Here is a 20,169-nt window from a genome sequence, read left to right on the forward strand (position 1 = left end):
CATTTATAAATGAGAAAGTAAATCATTACACCTGCAAATAGACCATTTGAGTTTGCAGATACTCATTCAGACCGTGGCGGCCATCTGCCCCGCCAATACCTGATTTACGCCAGCCCGCATGGAAGCCCTGCATCGCTTCAAAGTTTTCACGGTTGATGTAAGTTTCGCCGAATTTCAGCCCCTTAATCGCTTTCATCGCGGTATTTAAATCGCGAGTGTAGACCGAAGAAGTTAGCCCGTAATCGCTGTCATTTGCCATTTCCAGCGCTTGTTCGAGCGTCTCAAAAGTGGTGACAGGCAGCACCGGGCCGAAGGTTTCGTCGTGCATAATCGCCATTTCCTGGCGCACATCCACCAGCAGCGTTGGCGGGTAGAAATACCCTTTCCCTTCCGGCGTTTTGCCGCCAATCAAGACTCGTGCGCCTTCGCTCACCGCGTGAGCCACTTTTTGCTCTACGCGTTCAAGGGCGGCGGCGTTAATCAGCGGCCCCATCGACACATCGTTGCGCTCGCCGGTATCACCAAAACTCACCTGCTTGAAGGCTTCGCTCAGGCGCGTAATAAATTCGTCGTAAATGCCTTTTTGCACATACACGCGCTCGGCACAGTTACACACCTGCCCGGTGTTAATCATGCGTGAATCGACAATCGCTTTCACGGCGATATCCAGATCCGCATCGTCCATCACGATAGCAGGCGCTTTGCCGCCTAATTCCAGGCAAACTTTGGTGATGTTTTTAGAGGCCGCCGCCATGATTTTCTCACCCGCGCCGACGCTGCCTGTCATGCTGACCATCGCCACTTTCGGGTTGCTCGCCAGTTCCTGACCCACCGTTTCGCCGCGCCCCAGAACCAGGTTAAATACCCCTTTCGGTAGCCCGATATCATGAACAATTTCCGCAAAAGCGATGGCGTTATTCGGCGTAAATTCGCTTGGTTTGATGACGATGGTATTGCCGGTAATCAGCGCTGGCGCGAGTTTGCGGGCAATCAGGAAGAATGGGAAGTTCCACGGCAGAATTCCGGTGGTCACGCCTAATGCGCGTTTGAACACCAGAATGTTTTCGCCAGGGCGGTCACTTTGCAGAATTTCGCCTTCGTAACGGCGCGCCCATTCCGACATGTAATCGAGATAATCGGCGGTGAAAGCCACTTCCACTTCAGCCAGTTGTTGGGTTTTGCCGCCTTCGGCAACAATCAACGCGCTGATGGATTTCGCACGTTCACGAATCCCGGCAGAAATTTTACGCAGCCAGCCCGCACGTTCGATAGCAGGCAACGCTTCCCAACCGGCTTGCGCTTGTGCGGCGGCGTCAATCGCATCACGCGCCTGTTGCGCCGTACCGTCAGGAATGCGCGAAATCAGCGCTTCAGTGGCAGGATTAATCACATCAATCCACTGATCGCCCTGCCATTGAACAAATTGACCATTGATATACATCGGGTGTTGTACAGGTGCAGTCATGACCGGCTCCTTTGTGTTCGCTGTTTTGTTTTATGTATGTAAAACATTTGTGAACACTTTAGGATTTAACAACCGCCATTCGGGCAAAACGGTCATGAATTGTGATGAGATTCAATAAAAACAACAGAAAGGAATCAATTTGGCTACATATCAGAAACATGAAAATGACCGTTTTCAGCACGCTGGTGTGAAAACGGTCATCGCAGTACGCTACAAGCCGCGCTCGTGCATCAATTGCGCCAGCGCGGCGTCATTAGCCAGAATTTCCCAGGCATTAATGACGGCCAACGGAATATCCACATGAGCAATAAAATCCCGCCCTTGCGGCCCGTAGCCGTTGGCATCGTCTCTGATTCGCGGAATTTCCCCCAGCGCCAACGACACGTAACGCTCAACCGGCCACAGCCCTTTTTTATCCGGGCCAAAAGTAGTTTGCGTTTCGTTGCTCACCAGACGCGGCACAAACCCGGGCCAACTGCGCCACTGCGGTTGATGCGTATCGCCCTGCCAGACGCGCTCAAACGTCGCCACGGTACGGCGCTGCATGGTCGGGTCCTGAATAATAATCGCGCGTTCCGGCGTGAGGTTCTGCTCTTGCATTAACAGGTGCGTAAAGCGGGCGTTCTCGCCGCAGTTGGTCGATTTCTCTTCCGTCAGCACTTTTTCCGCCGGGATTTTCCAGAACTGAATAGCGATATCTTTGATGATAGCCGCTTCCGCACGTCCGGTGGTTGGAATGGTGTTATAGCGGGGATGCTTTGCAATCGCGGCGTATAAAAATGTGGTGGAATGACCAATACCGCCGGTGATCAGCAGCGTGTGCTCGGTATTGACGGCAAGCTCACAGGCGGCGTCAATCGTGGGGATCACGGCATTGCCTGCGAGAATAATCATGTCTGCATCACCCACCGCAGGCGGCGCGGCAAACTCATTATGAGCAAGCCACTCGCCCAGCGTGTTGATGGCGTTAAGGGTGGTGGCCTGCAAAGCTGGAAATGTTGTCGTCAACATAACCCCTCCTTGTTAAAAACCAGCGCACATCATAACGCAGGCCGCACCGTGACTGTATAGGGTTGCTCTGAGACTTCGATTAGCCGGGCGTACACTTGCGCTTATCTACCCTACAAAACCGTTTTTCGTAGGTCGGATAAGCGCCAGCGTCATCCGACAAAATGGTTTACGCGAGCTTATAAACCCGCGTCTCCCACGGATGCAGCCGATAAACCTCTTCCACCTGCGAGTAGTTCCCCAACAGGAATCTTGCTGCTTCCAGCGAAAGCTCGCTCTCAGTCCAGCGGGCAGATTTCGACGACATATTACACAGCACCACAAATTCAGTGCCTTCCAGCACCCGCCGATAAGCATAAATTTGCGCGTGATCTTCCAGTTCCAGCACGTAGCGCCCGTAAATCAGCGTGCGTTCCTGTTTACGCAATTGGATTAATGCGCGATAGAAATTGAGCACCGAATCGGGATCTTGCTGCTGGCTGGCGACGTTAATCATTTCAAAATTGGCATTCACTGCAAACCACGGTTTCGCGTCGCTAAAACCGGCATTCGGCCAGGCGTTCCACTGCATCGGCGTGCGGGAGTTATCGCGCCCGGTATTGGTCAGAAAGGCGATAATCTCTTCTTCGCTTTTGCCCTGCGCGGCCATTTCGCGCCACATGTTTTTCGCTGACACGTCATCAAAATCTTCCAGCCGCTCGAAGCGGGTATTGGTCATGCCGATTTCCTGGCCCTGATAGATAAACGGCGTGCCCTGCATCAGAAAATAGAGCGCTGCGATGCACGTCGCACTTTCTCGCCAGTGGTGTTCGGTGTCGCCCCAGCGCGAAGTGATTCGCGTCAGATCGTGATTTTCAACATACAAAGCGTTCCAACCTTTGCCTTCCAGCGCTTCTTGCCAAGCGGTGAAAATCTTCTTCAGCACCGCCGGTTCCGGGCGCAAACCGGCTTCCGGTTCCCACAAACGCACATGCTCAAACTGGAACACCATGCTCAGGCGGTTGCGGTGCTCGCCCACCCACTCTTCGGCGTGATCGGCAAACAGGCCATTCATCTCGCCCACGGTGACAATATCGTAGTGCTGGAGCACGTTGCGGCTCATATCGTCGACGTAATCCAGCAGGCCGTCGTAGTTCAGGTGGCTTTTCATCGATGGCGCATAACGTAGTTTGTCCGGATTCGGCACGTCTGCCAGCAGCGGTTCTTTTTTCAGGTGCGCGATGGCATCGATGCGAAAGCCGTCGATACCTTTGTCGAGCCACCAGCGCATCATGTCGTACACCGCGCGGCGTACATCAAGGTTTTCCCAGTTCAGATCCGGCTGGCGGCGAGTAAACAGATGCAGAAAATACTGTTCGGTATGGGCGTCATATTCCCAGGTCGATCCTTTAAAGATCCCTTCCCAGTTGTTCGGTTCCGCACCATTTTTGCCGTCGCGCCAGGTGTACCAGTCACGTTTCGGGTTATCCCGTGACGAACGCGATTCCAGGAACCACGGATGTTCGTCGGAAGTATGATTCACTACCAAATCGATAATCAGCCGCATTCCCCGAGCGTGAACTTGTTCAAGGAGGCGGTCAAAATCCGCCATCGTGCCGAACTCGGCCATGATTTCCTGGTAATCGCTAATGTCGTAACCGTTATCGTCATTCGGCGATTTATACATCGGGCAGATCCAAATCAGATCGATGCCGAGGTCTTTGAGGTAATCGAGTTTTTCGGTGATGCCGTTGAGGTCGCCAATGCCGTCACCGTTGCTGTCTTTAAAACTGCGCGGATAAATCTGGTAGGCCACCGCCTCTTTCCACCAGTTCGCCATCGTTTACCTCCCGATTAATAATGCAAATGATTCATAAGGTTGTAGCTCAAGGCTGACCGCCAACTTGTCACGCGGCGCATAGTTACTAATCAAACATTCGCCGTGCCAGTTCTGCATGGCTTCCGGGATGTCGAGCGTCAGATGTTCTGCGGTAAAATTGTTGATCACCAATAAACGCTCGTCGTTGAGCGTTCTCAGCCAGGCGAAAACCTGCGGGTGATCTCGCAAAACTGGCTGAAAATCGCCGTACACCAGCACCGGATATTGTTTACGCAGAGCAATCATTTTTTGGTAATGCCATAGAATCGAATCCGGTTGTGCGAGCGCTGCCGCAACGTTGATCTCGCGGTAATTTGGGTTGACGGCAATCCACGGCGTGCCCGAGGTAAAACCGGCGTTCGGGCTGGCGTCCCACTGCATCGGCGTGCGGGCGTTATCGCGCCCGTTGGCATGAATGCCGAGCATCATTTCTTCATGGCTCACGCCTGCGTCCAGCCGCTCCTTATACAGATTCAAACTCTCGATATCGCGGTAATCGTCGATGGTCTCAAAGCGCACGTTGGTCATGCCGATTTCTTCGCCCTGATAGATATACGGCGTGCCTTTCAGGCAGTGCAGCGCGGTGGCAAGCATTTTGGCGGACGGTTCACGGAACTCGCCTTCATCGCCAAATTTTGATACCGCTCGCGGTAAATCGTGGTTGCTCCAGAACAGCGAATTCCAGCCCTGATGCGCCAGCGCGGTTTGCCATTTCTCGATAACCGCTTTAAAACTCATCAGCTCGAACGGCTTGCTGCGCCACTTCCCGGCGTGCTCGTCCCAGAACTCTTTGATGTGGTCAAACTGGAAAACCATCGACAGCTCTTCTCGCTCGGCCCCGCTATACAGCAGCGCATCGTCAGGGGTCGCACTCCATGTTTCACCGACGGTGACGAAATCACCTTTGCCAAACGTGGCGCGGTTCATCTGGCGAATCAGCGCATGAAGGTTTTTGCCGTTCGCCATGATCTGCGCGTCCACTTCTTTACCGATAAGATCGATAACATCCATGCGAAAACCGCCGATGCCTTTCGCCAGCCAGCGGTTCATCATGGCGTGGACTTCTTCGTGAACGCGTGGGTTTTCCCAGTTCAGATCCGGCTGACGTTTTGAAAACTGGTGCAGATAATATTCACCGCTGGCTTCGTCAAACGCCCAGCCGCTGCCGCCAAACCAGGAGCGAAAATCATTCGGTGGCCCGCCGTCTGCCGCCGGTTTGCGCCAGATATAGAAATCACGATACGGATTTTGTTTGGATTTGAGGGCTTCGATAAACCACGGATGTTCATCGGAAGTGTGGTTGACGACTAAGTCCATCAGGATGTGAATATCGCGCTGTTTGGCCTGCGCAATGAGGGTTTCCATTTCCGCCAGGGTGCCAAATTCGGCGGCAATATCTTCGTAGTCAGAAATGTCGTAGCCGTTGTCGTCCATCGGCGAGCGGTAAACCGGCGAGAGCCAAATCAGGTTAATGCCGAGCTGTTGCAGGTAGTCGAGTTTGCTGATGATGCCGTTGATATCGCCGATGCCATCGCCATTGCTGTCCATAAAACTGCGCGGATAGATTTGGTACACCACCGCGTTGTGCCACCATTTTTGTTCCACCGATTTCTCCTTGTAGATAGGGTCGCCCTCACCCTAACCCTCTCCCCAGGGAGAGGGAATCATTCTGCTTTCTCCTTCTCCCAGAGAGAGTGAATCATTCTGCTTTCTCCTTCTCCCAGGGAGAGGGAATCATTCAGCTTTCTCCTTCTCCCTCAGGGAGAAGGTTGGGATGAGGGTGGAATCCGCACAAACGCCCGCCCGTCGCGATTAAACAGATAACAATTCTCCGGCGGTAGCCGCAGGCCGATTCGCTGGTCGGGCTTAATTTCGAGCCTTAAAGTATGGCGCATTACCAGCGGTTCGCTACCGTAGCCGCTATTGACGTACAGCAGCGTCTCGTTGCCCATCTGCTCGACAAACAACACTTCGGCTTCGATATCCGCCTGCGCCAGTTCGGTAAGCTGAATGTGTTCCGGGCGAATCCCCAGTTGCACCGCTTGCCCCTCTGGCACGCCCGCGCCGTTAATTGGCAGTGAAATTTGCTGACGATTTTCCAGCAGCACATCGGTGCGCTGGGCGTTGCCATTCACAAAAACGCCGGGGATCAGGTTCATTTTTGGCGAGCCGATAAACTGCGCGACAAACATATTCGCCGGGCGGTCGTACAGCTCAAGCGGCGTTCCCACCTGCTCGATTTGCCCCTGGTTCAGCACCACGATGCGGTCAGCCAGCGTCATGGCTTCAACCTGATCGTGCGTGACATACAAAATCGTGGCGTTGATGCGCTTATGTAGTGCGGCGATTTCCATGCGCATTTGCACGCGCAGCGAGGCATCAAGGTTGGAAAGTGGTTCGTCGAACAAAAACAGGCTCGGCTCGCGCACAATGGCTCGCCCAATCGCCACGCGCTGACGCTGACCGCCGGACAAATCTTTCGGCCGACGATCAAGCAAAGGCTCGAGTTGCAAAATGCGCGCGCTTTCTCGCACTTTTTCATCAATCACTTTCACCGGCAGCTTCGCCATCTCCAGCGCGAACGCCATATTCTGGTACACCGTCATATGCGGATACAGCGCGTATGACTGGAACACCATGCCGATGCCGCGCTCGGAGGGAGAATCGTCGTTGACGCAAACGCCGTCGATGCGCATTTCGCCGCCGCTGATCTCCTCCAGCCCAGCCACCATGCGCAATAGCGTAGATTTCCCACAACCGGACGGCCCAACCACCACCACAAACTCGCCGCTATTCACTTCGAGATCGAGCGGTTTAATCACTTCAGATGCCGAGCCGTAACGTTTTTGAATTTTATCGAGCACGAGTTGCGCCATGGTTATCCCTTAATCGCTCCGCTGGTAAGCCCGCTGACAATGCGTTTCTGGAAGATGAGCACCAGCACGATAATCGGCAGCGTTACCACCACCGATGCCGCCATAATGCTGCCCCATGGCAGCTCAAATGTTGACGCGCCGCTGAACATGCTAATCGCGACCGGCACCGTGCGTTTGTCGCCAGAAATAATAAACGTCAGCGCAAACATAAATTCATTCCACGCGCCGATAAACGCCAGCAGCCCGGTCGTGACCAGCGCCGGAGCCAGAATTGGCGCGAACACGCGGCGGATAATGGTCCAGGTTTTCGCGCCATCGACAATCGCCGCCTCTTCCAGGTCAACGGGAATCGACTTCATAAAAGTGGTGAGCACCCAAACGGTGAACGGCAGCGAAAACGTGGTGTAAGAAAGCACTAACGCGCCGAGAGAATCGTACAACCCCAGGAAACGAACCAGCTCAAACATGCCGCTGAGCACCGCCACCTGCGGGAACATCGACACACAAAGAATGGTAAACAGCAGGAATTTACGCCCGCGAAACGGCACGCGCGCCAGGGCAAACGAGGCGGTAATCGACACCAGCAGGCAGATGCCAACGGTGATGGTCGCCACCAGCACCGAGTTCAGCAGGCTGCGGGCGATGCCGTTTTGCACCAGCGCCGTGACGTAGTTGCCCCAGTGGTAGCCGCTCGGAAAATAGGCCGGTAAAAACAGCTCCTGCCCGGTGCGAAGCGAGGTAATAATCGCGTAATAAAACGGGAACACGCAGAACAGAACGGCGAACGTCGCGCCGAGGAAAATCACCAGATTGTGGCCAAACTTGCGTTGCCGACGAGAAGTTTTCATCACCGTTTCTCCTTCTCGTTTAAGCGTGAGACGCGGATAAAGCAGGCAGCAATGCCCGCCACCATCATAAAGACCAGCACTGACGCCGCCGAACCCATGCCCATATCCTGATAGGAGATGATTTGCTCCCGGGCGTAGCCGGAAACGGACATGGTGGCCTCGCTATTGGAGGTCAGCACGAAGATCAAATCGAAGATGCGCATCGCGTCCATGACGCGGAAAATCAGCGCGACAACCATCGCGGGCATAATCAGCGGTAACGTAATCCGTTTAAAGCGCTGCCAGGCGCTGGCCCCGTCAACGCGAGCGGCCTCGTAAAGATCGTTAGGAATAAGCTGCAACGCCGCCAGCAACATCAGCGCCATAAACGGCGTGGTCTTCCAGACATCGGCAATCACTACCGCCCACATGGAAAGTGACGGTTCTGCAATCCAGGCCAGATGCGCCTGGTAGCCAAAAATCTTCGCCAGCAAATCGTTTACCACGCCGTACTGATCGTGGAACATCCAGCCCCACATTTTGGCGCTGACGATAGTCGGAATCGCCCATGGCACCAGAATCGCAGTGCGCACTAAACCCTGGCCGCGAAATTTCTGGTTCATTAAAAGCGCTAATAACATGCCGAGAACCAGCTCAAAACTAACCGACACCACGGTAAACCACAGCGTGTTGCCGACTGCCTGCCACCACAATGGATCAACCAAAACACCGCTGCTGTCGCCGTCATGCGTGGCGTAATAGTTTGCCAGCCCGACCATTTGGTACTCGGACGGATTGTCGAGCATGGCGTTGGTGAAACTGAAAAAGAAGGTGCGCACCAGCGGCCAACCCGCCGCCAGTGCAAGGAGCAAAAGTGCGGGCGCCACCAGTATCCACGCGATACGGTGGCGTCGCTGTTGATAGCCTGAATGCGCCAATTAATGCCAGTCCTTGCCTTTCACGCGCTCAAGGCGTTTTTGCAGATCCGCCACGGCAGTTTTGCCGTCGGTTCCGCCATTGAGCACTTTGAAGGTCACGTTAAAGATGGCGTTAGAGACGCGCGGATACTGGCTTTTGGTCGCTGTTGCCGGGCGAGGAACGGCATTGGCGAAGATGTCTTTAAACATCGTTAAATGCGGCGCAGCTTCCAGAACCGCTTTGTCTTCATAGAGTGCGGAACGCGTCGGGGCGAAGCCTAAATACTTAAGCTGCATCTTCTGCGAATCGGCATCGGTGAGGATTTTCAGCAGCGCAATCGCCGCGTCTTTGTTTTTTGTATTGGCGTTAACCGACCACTGCCAACCGCCGAGCGCGTTAGCCGATTTGCCATCCGGCCCGGCTGGCAACGGAGCCACGCCGACTTTGCCTTTCAGCGGGCTATCCGCGCCTTGCGACAATAGATACGCATACGGCCAGTTGCGCATAAACAGCGCATCGCCATTCTGGAACACGGCTCGCGATTCTTCTTCTTTGTAGCCCAACGCCCCTTTCGGCGTGATTTTGCCAATCCAGCCCGCGACCATATCCAGCGCGGCTGCGGCCTTCGGATTATTTATGGTCACGTTCCCTTTTTCGTCGATAAACGTACCGCCACCGTAGGAATCAATCCACTCCAGCGCATTACAGGTCAACCCTTCATACGATTTGCCCTGGAAGATCATCCCCCAGAAGTTTTTATGCCCTGCTTTGCGCTCTTCGTCCTGAATTTTGGTGGCGATACGCGTCAGATCTTCCCAGGTTTTTGGCGGCTGCTCTTTGTATTTCTCCAGCAAATCTTTGCGGTAATAAAGCACGCCGGTGTCGAGATACGCCGGAACCGCTTTAACCTTGCCGTTTACCGTGTCATTCGCCCATGGGCCGGGGAAGAAATCACCCTTCATGTCGCTAACGGCATCAGTTAAATCGAGCGTTTGCTTATCCAGCAGCCCGACCCAGATGGTGTCTGACTGGAATAAATCCACCGCCTTTTCATCTTTGGCGGCAAACAGTTGTTGCAGCAGCGCCAGCTTTTCATCAGACGCCGCCGGGAATTCGATGAACTCCAGCTTGTTGCTGGTCTGCTTCTCAAAACGATCTTTGACGTAGTTGCAGTATTCCTTACCGCCGGGGGAAATCGGGCATTCCATACGCAGGGTATCGGCAAGCGCGGCGTTAGAAACGCCCGCGAGCGCTAAGGTAATAAGACTTAACGTCAGCTTTTTCATTGTTTCCTCATTTGTTCAGACTGGACAGGAGGGAGGTGGAAAATAGCCACACCAATCAAAAAGCTAGTAACAATCAAGCAAGGCGACAACTTAGCCGCCTAATCTTTGTGCGAATTCTCGACCTGGTGCACGTATCGTTATTTTTTATTGAGCTTTTGCGTGGGACGGGCTACGTGACGCGCATACGGATATTAGCCGTACGAATTGACAAGAATTTATGATTGCCGTAAATTGCCAAGGTACGGCTAATAGCCGTATAAAATCCCTGGCGAAGGCATATTCCGCACCAGGTAAAAGTTTAGAGAGGTCAGTATGTCCAAAGTAGCGGTATTTCCGAATGACGGTCGAAGCGTCAAAAATGCGAGAGTTGAACTAAAAACTAGCGCTGACTTAAAAGATTTACTTCGTGAAGCGGCTGCAGCTGCGGGTTTAGATTTGAGCGCTTTTATTTTAAATGCGGCTCTGGAGCGAGCAGAAAGCGTGCTGGACAACCAGCGTCGTCGTCAGCTCTCGTCACAAAGCTGGCAACAAATTAATCAACTCTTGTCTGAACCTGCTGCGCCAACGTTAGCTTTGCAAGCGTTAATGCGGAGAAAAAAAGATGGAAGAGAGCCAAAGTAATATCAATGAAGTCATGGTGTACGCCTATCAGGCTGATATTACTTACCCAAGTAATAAGCATTTTGATTGTGGCAATGCAGTCATTAACTCTTATATACGCAACTCCTTAAAGAAAAGCGTTAAAGATGGGAACTGTGCTGCTAAAGCATTGATTGACGCCAACACAGGTGAATTGTTAGGGGCTTGTACTTTCACTGGCTATTGTCTCGAAAAAGAGAAGCTTGCAGGCGTGTTTTCAGCTTCTTTACCTAATGAAGTCAGTGTGATACGCCTGATTATGTTAGGTGTGGCTACGAAAGAACAAAACAAAGGCTACGGGCAAGACTTGCTTATGGAGTTTTTTGAGCAAGTTAAACTTATCCATCAATCACTGCCTGTGAAGGGTGTGTATCTGGATGCCGATCCAGCAGCAATTAACTTTTATACCCGGCTTGGGTTCGTGCAACTCAACGATCCGCCAAATGCATTTGGCGCAGTGCCGATGTTTCTTGCAATTCAGCATATCCTTTCGGCATAGAAAACCCGCACCTGAGTGCGGGTTTCTTTATATGTTCCGTGGATGTAAAAGTAATAAAGCACACAGTGGTTGTTTACCACTCCACCCATTCCCCGCCACGGTGACTACTCTCGCGCACCGTTTCGATAAACTTCATCCCCGCCAGCCCTTCGGCAATACCTGGCAGAAGCGGCGCATTTCCGCCGCGAATTTTAATCGCCGCTTCCCGGTAAATTTGCGCGAATCCTTCCAGATAACCTTCCGGATGCCCGGCGGGTGTACGGCACTGATGGCGCACAGAATCATGGTTATTGACGCCGTTACGCGTGACAACGTAACTGTTGCCATGATGAGGGTGGATTTCAAGGATTTCAGGCTGTTGCTGGCGGAAGCTGATGCTCGCCCTGCTGCCGACTATACGCAAACGCAGATCGTTCTCGAACCCCGGTGCCACCTGGCTTGCCCATAAACGCCCGCGAGCGCCATTGGCATAGCGCATTTCGGCGTACACTTCGTCATCCAGCACCCGACCCGGAATGCGCGTCAGCAGTTCGCCACGTACCACTTCCGGCTCCATGCCGCTGACAAACGCCGCCAGCTGCCAGGCGTGGGTGCCGATGTCGCCAATCGCGCCTGCTCCTGCGAATGCCGGGTTGCCGCGCCAGGACGCTTGTTTGTTATCCGTCAGCTCTAAACGGTCGTTCAGCCAGCCCTGCAAATACTCCACTTCGATGGCGCGGATATCGCCAATTTCGCTGTTCGCGATGCGAGCGCGGGCTTCACGAACCATCGGCAGTGCGCTGTAGTTATGAGTGAGAATAAAGTGGCGGCCTGTGCGGTCGATAACCTGTGCCAGTTCCTGCGCTTCAGCCAGCGTAACGCCGAGTGGTTTATCACAAATAACGTGAATGCCGTTTTCCAGAAACACTTTGGCAATCGGCACATGCAGATGGTTTGGCGTGACAATCGACACCACTTCAATGCCGTCTGGCCGAGCATCCTCATGCTGCGCCATTTTCTGCCAGTTGGCGTAATTACGTTCATCGGCAATAAACAGCGATTCACCGCTGCGTTTTGCCACTTCCGGTGATGATGAAAATGCCCCGGCGACCAGCTCAAACTGGTCATCAAGCCGTGCGGCGATACGATGCACGCCGCCAATAAACGAGCCTTCACCGCCGCCAACCATTCCTATACGAAGCCGTTTCATGGTTAATCCTCCAGCCCGAGCATGCGACGCACCGCAGACTTTTCGCTCTCATGCATCGCAAAGTCGTCAAAAGCATAATCGGCAACCGGAATAATATGGTCGGAGATAAATTTGGCTCCTTCGCGCGCCCCCGCCTCGCCTGATTTCAGGCAACACTCCCATTCAAGCGTAGCCCATCCGTCATAGTCATATTGCGCCAGTTTGCTGAAGATGCCGTTGAAATTGACCTGCCCGTCGCCCAATGAACGGAACCGCCCAGGCCGCTCCATCCACGGCTGATACCCGGCATAAACACCACTTTTTGCCGACGGTAAAAACTCCGCGTCTTTGACGTGAAAGGCTTTAATTCTCGCGTGATAGTGGTCGATAAAACCGAGGTAATCCATATGTTGCAGCAGCATATGGCTTGGATCGTAAAGTATGTTGCAGCGCGGATGGTGATCAACCAGCGCCAGAAAACGCTCAAACGTGACGCCATCATGCAAATCTTCGCCGGGATGCAGCTCAAAACAAACATCAACGCCCGCTTCATCAAAAGCATTTAGAATCGGCAACCAGCGGGCGGCGAGCTCACGAAATGCCTCGTCGATTAACTGCTCGTTACGCGGTGGCCACGGGTAAAAATAAGGCCAGGCCAGCGCGCCGGAAAACGTCGCGTGAGCTTTTAGCCCTAAGTTTTGCGAAGCGCGAGCGGCATGTTTCAGGCTGCTTACCGCCCATTGCTGGCGAGCGGCTGCATCGTTTGCCAATTCTGGCGGTGCAAATCCTGCAAAAGCGGCGTCATAAGCTGGATGCACAGCAACCAACTGCCCTTGCAAATGTGTGGAAAGTTCGCTGATTTCCAGCCCGATATTGCTTAATACGCTGCGAATTTGTGCGCAGTATTCCGGGCTTTCGGCGGCTTTGGCAAGGTCAAAAATATGCGGCAAATGGGTTGGCAATTGCACCGCTTTATAGCCCAAACCCGCCGCCCACGCGGCGAGCGTGTCGAGGGAGTTAAAAGGCGCTTTGTCGGAAATAAACTGTGAGAGAAATATGGACGGCCCTTTCAGGGTTTTCATTACAACATCTCCTTAATCAACACCGTGCGCTGTTCACGCACGGCAAGGTCAGCGGCCAGTACCACCGCCAGGCTGTCGATCGCCTGCTGCTGATGCTGTGCTAAGTCGAGATCCTCAACAATGGCTCGGGCAAAAAACTGCTGTTCACGTTGGCATAAAGCAAAATGATCAGGTTCATCGCTGGCACTCAGCCATTCATCCTGGTGGCTAAATTCGCCCTGCGCATTGAGTTCGGCATGATGCAAACGCAGAGATTCAGTGCGCGTGTGCGCTTCAACGTTAGCCGACTGCCCTTCACCGCCAGCCTCACGAGCCACAATGGAAACCGACCCTTTTGGACCAATCACATCCTTAATAAAGAACGCGGTCTGGCTCATCATCGGCCCCCAACCGGCTTCGTACCAGCCAACGGAACCGTCGTTAAAACGCACCTGCAACTGCCCGTAGTTAAATTGATCGGCTGCGATTTCGTCTGTTAAACGCACGCCAATGGCGCTTACCGATTGCGGGCTGGACTGCGTCATCTGGCACATCACATCGAGATAATGCACGCCACAATCGACAATCGGCGAAAGCGACTGCATCAGCATTTTGTGCGTGTGCCAGGCGCTGCCGCTGCTTTGCTGGTTCAGATTCATGCGCATCACCAGCGGTTTTCCTAAGCCGTGCGACAGTTCGATAAACCGCTGCCACGCCGGGTGGTGGCGCAAAATATAGCCGACCACCAGTTTCTTGCCGGCCAGCTTCGCGGTGGCGACAACCCGTTTGGCCCCGCTCACCGTGGTGGCGAGCGGCTTTTCGAGAAAGACATGGCAACCCGCCGCCAGCGCGATTAAAGCCAGCGCTTCATGGCTATCAGGCCAGGTGGCGATGCACACCGCATCGGCCTGAGTTTCTTTAATCGCCTGCTGTAAATCTTCAAACAATGGAACATCGGTCGCAAGTTGCGCCCGCAGGCGCACTTTTGAATCGCCGCGAGCCACCAGCCCGCAAAGCGTGAACTCATCCAGATGCTGATACGCCAGGGTGTGGGCAGCCCCCATATTCCCACAGCCCACAACCAACACGCGCAGCGGCTTATTTGCCATGCTGCGCACCTTCTTTGTACTTGAAACTAAAGAAGAAGATGGCTGCAATCACTACCGCCGCAATCGCTGGCATCCACCAGAATTGTTGCCATTGCAGCAAGCCTTCGGCTCCTTGCGCGGTGACGGAACGGTTAAATACCGCGCCGCTGATTTGCGAACCGATCAACATCCCGAGGCCGTAGGTGAACAGCACCAGCAGGCTTTGTGCTTGCCCTTTCACTTTGTTGCCCGCCACTTTGTCGGTGTAGATAAAGCCGATGACGAAGAAGAAGTCGTAGCACACTCCGTGCAGAATGATGCCGATGTAGATCATCCAGCGTGTTTCTTCGGTGATACCGAGGGCGAACATAGCGTAACGAGCGAACCACGCGAGCATCCCGATCAGCAGCATCATTTTGATGCCCAGACGGCGGAAGAAGAATGGAATCAACAGCATAAACAACAGCTCAGACATCTGCCCTAATGCCATCACGCCGCTAACGTTCTCGAAGCCAACCGCAGAAATAAACGGAGCGGCGTAAGCGTAGTAAGCCGCCAGAGGAATCGAAATCAGCGTGGCGCAAATGATAAACACCATGAAATGGCGCTGTTTGAGCAGTGCGAAGGCATCGGCACAAACCAGGTCGCGCATCGACAGCGGTTTGCCACGATCCGGCGCTGGCGTGTTCGGCAGCGTGAAGCTGTAAATCCCCAACACCACGGAGGCGATGGCTGCCAAAGTGAAGATGCCGGTGCTGTCTGAAAGGCCGCTGGTGCCGACGATAAGCCCCGCAACAATCCAGCCGATGGTGCCGAACGCACGCACAATCGGGAAGCCTTTTTCGCTGTTTGCCAGGCTATGGAATGCCACGTTATTGCTCAGCGCGATGGTTGGCATGTAGCACAGCATGTAGGCAAACACGACCCATAGCAGGCCGCTCTGCCCGCTTTCAAACATGCCCGGCAACCACCACAGCAGCGCCGCGCCGATGAGGTGCAAGACGCCGAGGACTTTTTGCGAAGCGAAGAAACGGTCGACCAACATGCCAAGCACGAACGGCGATAAGATCGAGGCGATTGGCCCGGTGGAATACGCGTCACCAATTAACGCGCTCAGGCCGAACTTGCCCATCACCACGCCAAGCGTGACATACCAGGCTCCCCAGACGAAGAACTCGAGAAACATCATTAACGACAGGCGCGGGATCACCCATTTGTGCGTGACCACTTGCGCTCCAACAGCCGACTGAGAAGACATAGATCCTCCGGGACAGAGTATTGATTTAAGGGTAAGAGGTTATTTTTGTAATCGATTACATTAACGTTTCATTAAAAATGTAATCGATTTCAGAAGGACTTCCATCATGCTGATGAATTATTTGATACCATTGATTGAAATCTGGAATGTGGTTCACATTTCAACCGATCGTGCGAAGGATCAACATGTCGATAGATAAAGTGGCGCGCATTGCCGGTGTTTCCACCGCGACCGTATCCCGCGTTTTGAACGGCAACCCCGCCGTGAAACCGGACACGCGCGACAAAGTGCTGGCGGCGATTGAAGCTTGTGAATATCAACCTAACTTGCTGGCGCGCCAGTTGCGCACGTCCCGCAGCCGCATGTTGCTGGTGCTGGTGTCGAACATCACCAACCCCTTCTGCGCCCGCGTGGTGCGTGGCATTGAAGAGGAAGCGGAAAAGCACGGTTACCACATTCTGCTGTGTAATTCTGAATCGCGCCTCACACGCGAGTCGGCCTATTTGCGCCTGTTGAGCGGCAAAGTGGTCGACGGCGTAATCACCATGGATGCCATCAGTTGCTTGCCCGGACTGACGACACTAATTGGCGATTCGCCGTGGGTGCAATGCGGTGAAGGCGATCCGGGTTATCGCGCTTCGTCTGTCACTATTGATAACTTTAAAGCGGCGGCGGCGGCTGTTGATCACCTTGCAACGTCAGGCTACAAGCGTATTGCGCTGATTAACGGCGATTTGCGCTATCTCTATTCCCAACAGCGTGAAGCGGGCTATCGCGCCGCCTGCGGTAAGAACTGGCAGGCGGTGGTTTACGCCGATAGCCTGGAATATCAGGCTGGCGTGCAGGCGATGGCGGAGTTGTTCACCATGCCGGAACCGCCGGATGCGGTATTTGCGATTTCCGATGCGCTTGCTGGTGGCGCAATGCATTACGCGCACGAGCAAGGCTTGCGGGTGCCGGAAGATGTGGCCGTGATGGGCTTTGATGGCGTGCCGTTTGGCTCGGTGACTTATCCCCCACTGACGACGATTGAACAACCGATGCATCAGCTTGGCGTGCGCAGTGTGCAATTGTTGCTGGAGCGGATTGATAACCCGGAAGCTGAAACCGTGAATGAGATTCTGGACTGGAAATTATTGGTGCGGGGATCGGTGTAGTTTTATTTGGCAAAAATATAAACGCTGAATCTGGATTCAGCGCTTTACTGATATTCCGTTATTGATAATCAATAATCCCGACCTGCTTCGCCATAAATAACTCATTGCGTTCGACAATTTCTTCAACCACTTTCCCTTCGGGATTAAAACGGAAATAAGTCAGTGCCGTCCAGGTGACATCTTTCCCATGAACATCAAAGCCATGCCAGGTATTAGAACCGCGCGCGACATGCTTCAAATGAACCACCACCACATTATCAGTCACCACTTCTTTACTGAATGTCGTTTCAATAGATTCATAGCGGTTAATAACATGTTCAAGCAGTGCATTTTTAAAATTTTCTACGCCATGAATCGGTGCGTCACAATCAGGACGATGAATAATAACGTCTTTATCAAAATATTCTTTTACACGCTCAGCATCTTTTCCATCAACGCAATATTTGAAGTATTTTTTCACTGTTTCAAGATTATTTAAGCTCATCGCAATAACTCCTGGTCGATTAATTAAAATCAAGTATAAGGAGGTTTGTGATATTCGTAAATAACATATATATTGCATGTGGTATGCAAAAAATGGATATCTTATGAAACTCGACAGACTGGAACGCTGGGCAACCGTCAGGCATTTTCGCCTGGCCATCGCCCTCTTCGAATACGGCAGTGTTCTTCACGCGTCACGTTCGCTGAATGTCTCGCAACCTACGGCCAGTAAGCTACTGCTCGATCTGGAAGATGCAGTCGGCGCAAAACTATTCTTAAGAAATCGCCGGGGAGTGACGCCCACTGAGCTGGGACGTGCGTTTGTGGACCGTAGCAAAATGGTGCTGGCACAACTCGACCATGTCTCGCAGGCAATCAGTGCACTGGGAACGGGCCATGCCGGAAAAGTGGCTATTGGCAGTTTATTAACCGGGTCGAGTTATCTGGTTCCGGCGGCGATTGCAAAATTAAGCATTTCACGCCCGGATATTCGCATTAAAATTATCGAAGGTGTCAGCGGAGAGTTATTACCGCGCCTGCTTTCTGGTGAACTGGATTTTTTAATTGGTCGATTATCTGATATTAGTTCCAGCGCGGTGGTTTCTCAGGAAGCCTTATTTAGTGAAAATGCTATAGTTGTCGCCCGCAAAGGTCATCCACTGGAACAAAATCCGCATGCCACCCTTGAGGAATTAAAAAAGGAAGCATGGATATTACCGCCAGTTGAAACCACTTTACGTAAGCAATTTGATCATACCTTTTACAATGAAAATATCGATCCGCCCCACGCCACTATCGAGACGGTTTCATTTTTCAATATATTATGGCTATTAAAAAAGACGGATTTATTAGGTATTCTGCCGCAGTCCATCGTAACGGATATAACTTATAGTAATGATCTTGTGCGCTTGCCGTCATTTGAACCGCTGATTCTGGAGCAGATTGGTATTTCCCGGTTAATGGGAACTGAACTCTCACCTGCGGCAACGGCGCTGGTGGAGTCCATTCGGAATGTGATGGCAAGTTCATCGGCGGAATAACTTAGGGGCAACGGTGCCGTTGCCCCTAGAAAACTAATTCAACGCTTCCGGCAACTTAATCACCCACAGCTCATTTTGTGACTCCGGTTTTTCCAGCGGTTTTAACGAGATTTTGGTCGCCACTTCTTTGCCGTCGCGGGTCAAATGGCCTTTGCCATCCACTTCATAATCGTCGGCTTTTTTCGCATCGGCATCCGGGTTTTCCAGCAACGGTTGCAGGCCGAAATCGTTGTCATTGATCACCGCAATGGTCTGGTTATCAATCAGCGTCATGCCTTCGGCTTTCTCCTGCTGCCAACCCAATTTGCGCAAATCGACAACTTCTTTTTTCTCCGCCAGTTTGATGCCACGCGCTTTCAATTGTGCGGCATCGTCAAACTCAGGGGCTTTTTCTTTATCGAAACTGCTTAAATCGCTCGCCTGGCTGAGATCAACCACATACACCAGGTTGCGCATCACTTTGTTTTTATCGCCGCCCTGTTCGATTAACAGCAGGCGGTTGTTATCGAGCGCGACGATATCGCCGATTTTGGCGTCTTTGGCCTTTTTATAAACCTCAACGTCAATCGGGTAGCCGTACATTTCAGTTTTGCCGGTTTCCGGGTTGAAGCTCACCAGGCGGGTAAACTGGGCCGTATTTTTAGTTTTGCCATCGATATCCAGGGTACTTTGCACCGCCGCGATAATACGCCCGTCTGGCATACGCGTGATGCCTTCAAAGCCACGGTTGGCCTGACGCCATTTGATAATGTTTGGCAAACCGCCCGCCACGCCCTGCTCGCCTTGTTCCGCCTGCGGGCCGTGCTTTTTGAGGATTTTGCCATTGCTGTCGATATTGATAATGAACGGGCCGTATTCATCGCACAGCCAGTAACCGCCTTTGCCGTCTGGCGTGATGCCTTCGGTATCCAGCCCGCGTTTATCGCTCGGCAGTTGCTGCAATGTGTCGCTCAGGGCGATTTCATTGGTCGCGCCAATCAATCCTTCCGGTAACGGCAAGCCGCTAATTGGGCCGTTTTCATCATGTAATGCGTGGGCATCGCTAGCCTCGGCTTTGCCGTCGACCACGCGGATGGTCATCAGCAATGGCGTGAATTTCGGATTGGCAAAAATCTTCGAGTCCTTTTTGCCTGATTTCGGTGAATCGGCATTGGGGCCGCGATCGGTTACTGTCGCGAACACCAGCGCATCGCCATCTTTACGGACAAATTGCAGCCCTGAACCCACGCCAACGGGCAGGCCATTTGGGAAGTTTTCGGCGTATGTGCCTTTGTATTCGACATGGTCGCCCTGCGGGAAGGTGACAACGTAACGATCAATTTGCGGCTCCGCCGCCTGGCTTGCCAGAGAAAAAAGTGAGGTCAATAACAGCGCAAAAGGTTTTAATTTCATGATGTTCGCATCCCTTATTTTGGTCATCGATTTATAAAGCAGCCTTATGACAGAAATATGACGGAAATAAGTCCGCTAAATTTCCCGCTCCAAATGCCGATAACCCTGTCAGTGCTGGCTGAAACGAGTCAGGTCATTTTTATAAA

At 52.8% G+C, this 20,169-nt stretch carries 18 protein-coding genes; 4 read left to right on the forward strand and 14 right to left on the reverse strand.

The features are described 5' to 3' along the window. Positions 1–25 precede the first annotated feature (25 nt). The 8 genes from aldA to D6029_RS07360 form a co-directional block, all read right to left on the reverse strand. Positions 26–1,465: an aldehyde dehydrogenase gene (gene aldA, locus D6029_RS07325; protein WP_120064139.1), complete on the reverse strand. Its 1,440-nt coding sequence runs from the start codon at positions 1,463–1,465 to the stop codon at positions 26–28. Between the two features lie 210 nt (positions 1,466–1,675). After that, positions 1,676–2,476: a YdcF family protein gene (locus D6029_RS07330; RefSeq protein ID WP_120064140.1), complete on the reverse strand. Its 801-nt coding sequence runs from the start codon at positions 2,474–2,476 to the stop codon at positions 1,676–1,678. A gap of 166 nt (positions 2,477–2,642) precedes the next feature. Further along, positions 2,643–4,292 carry an alpha-glucosidase gene (locus tag D6029_RS07335; protein WP_120064141.1) on the reverse strand — a complete coding sequence of 550 codons (1,650 nt, stop codon included), beginning with the start codon at positions 4,290–4,292 and terminating at the stop codon, positions 2,643–2,645. 3 nt (positions 4,293–4,295) lie between these two features. Beyond that, positions 4,296–5,936, reverse strand: coding sequence for a glycoside hydrolase family 13 protein (locus D6029_RS07340; protein ID WP_120064142.1), 1,641 nt, complete (start codon positions 5,934–5,936; stop codon positions 4,296–4,298). 152 nt (positions 5,937–6,088) lie between these two features. Then, the gene (locus tag D6029_RS07345) at positions 6,089–7,207 is read right to left on the reverse strand and encodes an ABC transporter ATP-binding protein (RefSeq protein WP_120064143.1); all 1,119 of its coding nucleotides are present in this window, start codon (positions 7,205–7,207) and stop codon (positions 6,089–6,091) included. 2 nt (positions 7,208–7,209) lie between these two features. Continuing rightward, a complete protein-coding gene (locus D6029_RS07350) occupies positions 7,210–8,055 on the reverse strand; it encodes a carbohydrate ABC transporter permease (protein ID WP_120064144.1) in 846 nt (281 codons plus the stop codon). Then, the gene (locus D6029_RS07355; protein WP_244212381.1) at positions 8,055–8,972 is read right to left on the reverse strand and encodes a carbohydrate ABC transporter permease; all 918 of its coding nucleotides are present in this window, start codon (positions 8,970–8,972) and stop codon (positions 8,055–8,057) included. The genes D6029_RS07350 and D6029_RS07355 overlap by 1 nt, the downstream gene beginning before the upstream one ends. Continuing rightward, positions 8,973–10,238 carry an ABC transporter substrate-binding protein gene (locus D6029_RS07360; protein ID WP_120064145.1) on the reverse strand — a complete coding sequence of 422 codons (1,266 nt, stop codon included), beginning with the start codon at positions 10,236–10,238 and terminating at the stop codon, positions 8,973–8,975. Positions 10,239–10,550: 312 nt separating this feature from the next. On the opposite strand from D6029_RS07360, the gene D6029_RS07365 reads away from it, so the two are divergent. Further along, positions 10,551–10,859, forward strand: a complete 309-nt coding sequence (locus D6029_RS07365; protein WP_120064146.1) for a type II toxin-antitoxin system TacA family antitoxin — start codon at positions 10,551–10,553, stop codon at positions 10,857–10,859. Further along, positions 10,840–11,376, forward strand: coding sequence for a GNAT family N-acetyltransferase (locus D6029_RS07370; protein ID WP_120064147.1), 537 nt, complete (start codon positions 10,840–10,842; stop codon positions 11,374–11,376). Before D6029_RS07365 ends, D6029_RS07370 begins: the two co-directional genes overlap by 20 nt. A gap of 73 nt (positions 11,377–11,449) precedes the next feature. Here D6029_RS07370 and D6029_RS07375 read toward each other — a convergent pair whose 3' ends face one another. From D6029_RS07375 to D6029_RS07390, 4 genes are read right to left on the reverse strand one after another with little or no spacing between them, the layout of a single operon-like run. Next, on the reverse strand, positions 11,450–12,565 hold the full coding sequence (locus D6029_RS07375; RefSeq protein WP_120064148.1) for a Gfo/Idh/MocA family protein: 1,116 nt from the start codon (positions 12,563–12,565) through the stop codon (positions 11,450–11,452). A 2-nt stretch (positions 12,566–12,567) separates the two neighbouring features. Next, positions 12,568–13,626 (reverse strand): sugar phosphate isomerase/epimerase family protein, encoded by a 1,059-nt coding sequence (locus D6029_RS07380; RefSeq protein WP_120064149.1) that lies wholly within the window; start codon positions 13,624–13,626, stop codon positions 12,568–12,570. Continuing rightward, positions 13,626–14,714, reverse strand: coding sequence for a Gfo/Idh/MocA family protein (locus D6029_RS07385; RefSeq protein ID WP_120064150.1), 1,089 nt, complete (start codon positions 14,712–14,714; stop codon positions 13,626–13,628). The genes D6029_RS07380 and D6029_RS07385 overlap by 1 nt, the downstream gene beginning before the upstream one ends. Then, positions 14,704–15,951 (reverse strand): MFS transporter, encoded by a 1,248-nt coding sequence (locus D6029_RS07390; protein ID WP_120064151.1) that lies wholly within the window; start codon positions 15,949–15,951, stop codon positions 14,704–14,706. Before D6029_RS07390 ends, D6029_RS07385 begins: the two co-directional genes overlap by 11 nt. Before the next feature lie 185 nt (positions 15,952–16,136). On the opposite strand from D6029_RS07390, the gene D6029_RS07395 reads away from it, so the two are divergent. Next, a complete protein-coding gene (locus tag D6029_RS07395) occupies positions 16,137–17,108 on the forward strand; it encodes a LacI family DNA-binding transcriptional regulator (protein ID WP_120064152.1) in 972 nt (323 codons plus the stop codon). 58 nt (positions 17,109–17,166) lie between these two features. On the opposite strand, the gene D6029_RS07400 is transcribed toward D6029_RS07395, so the two are convergent. Next, positions 17,167–17,592: an ester cyclase gene (locus D6029_RS07400; protein WP_120064153.1), complete on the reverse strand. Its 426-nt coding sequence runs from the start codon at positions 17,590–17,592 to the stop codon at positions 17,167–17,169. 103 nt (positions 17,593–17,695) lie between these two features. On the opposite strand from D6029_RS07400, the gene D6029_RS07405 reads away from it, so the two are divergent. Then, the gene (locus D6029_RS07405) at positions 17,696–18,631 is read left to right on the forward strand and encodes a LysR substrate-binding domain-containing protein (RefSeq protein ID WP_167455983.1); all 936 of its coding nucleotides are present in this window, start codon (positions 17,696–17,698) and stop codon (positions 18,629–18,631) included. 33 nt (positions 18,632–18,664) lie between these two features. On the opposite strand, the gene D6029_RS07410 is transcribed toward D6029_RS07405, so the two are convergent. After that, positions 18,665–20,023, reverse strand: coding sequence for an esterase-like activity of phytase family protein (locus D6029_RS07410; RefSeq protein WP_120064155.1), 1,359 nt, complete (start codon positions 20,021–20,023; stop codon positions 18,665–18,667). Between the last annotated feature and the right edge of the window lie 146 nt (positions 20,024–20,169).

The sequence above is a fragment of the Buttiauxella izardii genome, assembly GCF_003601925.1.
Lineage (GTDB): Bacteria > Pseudomonadota > Gammaproteobacteria > Enterobacterales > Enterobacteriaceae > Buttiauxella > Buttiauxella izardii.

Coding starts and splice junctions, on each gene's coding strand:
- aldA (WP_120064139.1), bottom strand. CDS start 1,465: ATGACTGCACCTGTACAACACCCGATGTATATCAATGGTCAATTTGTT.
- D6029_RS07330 (WP_120064140.1), bottom strand. CDS start 2,476: ATGTTGACGACAACATTTCCAGCTTTGCAGGCCACCACCCTTAACGCC.
- D6029_RS07335 (WP_120064141.1), bottom strand. CDS start 4,292: ATGGCGAACTGGTGGAAAGAGGCGGTGGCCTACCAGATTTATCCGCGC.
- D6029_RS07345 (WP_120064143.1), bottom strand. CDS start 7,207: ATGGCGCAACTCGTGCTCGATAAAATTCAAAAACGTTACGGCTCGGCA.
- D6029_RS07350 (WP_120064144.1), bottom strand. CDS start 8,055: ATGAAAACTTCTCGTCGGCAACGCAAGTTTGGCCACAATCTGGTGATT.
- D6029_RS07360 (WP_120064145.1), bottom strand. CDS start 10,238: ATGAAAAAGCTGACGTTAAGTCTTATTACCTTAGCGCTCGCGGGCGTT.
- D6029_RS07365 (WP_120064146.1), top strand. CDS start 10,551: ATGTCCAAAGTAGCGGTATTTCCGAATGACGGTCGAAGCGTCAAAAAT.
- D6029_RS07370 (WP_120064147.1), top strand. CDS start 10,840: ATGGAAGAGAGCCAAAGTAATATCAATGAAGTCATGGTGTACGCCTAT.
- D6029_RS07375 (WP_120064148.1), bottom strand. CDS start 12,565: ATGAAACGGCTTCGTATAGGAATGGTTGGCGGCGGTGAAGGCTCGTTT.
- D6029_RS07380 (WP_120064149.1), bottom strand. CDS start 13,626: ATGAAAACCCTGAAAGGGCCGTCCATATTTCTCTCACAGTTTATTTCC.
- D6029_RS07385 (WP_120064150.1), bottom strand. CDS start 14,714: ATGGCAAATAAGCCGCTGCGCGTGTTGGTTGTGGGCTGTGGGAATATG.
- D6029_RS07390 (WP_120064151.1), bottom strand. CDS start 15,951: ATGTCTTCTCAGTCGGCTGTTGGAGCGCAAGTGGTCACGCACAAATGG.
- D6029_RS07395 (WP_120064152.1), top strand. CDS start 16,137: ATGTCGATAGATAAAGTGGCGCGCATTGCCGGTGTTTCCACCGCGACC.
- D6029_RS07400 (WP_120064153.1), bottom strand. CDS start 17,592: ATGAGCTTAAATAATCTTGAAACAGTGAAAAAATACTTCAAATATTGC.
- D6029_RS07405 (WP_167455983.1), top strand. CDS start 17,696: ATGAAACTCGACAGACTGGAACGCTGGGCAACCGTCAGGCATTTTCGC.
- D6029_RS07410 (WP_120064155.1), bottom strand. CDS start 20,023: ATGAAATTAAAACCTTTTGCGCTGTTATTGACCTCACTTTTTTCTCTG.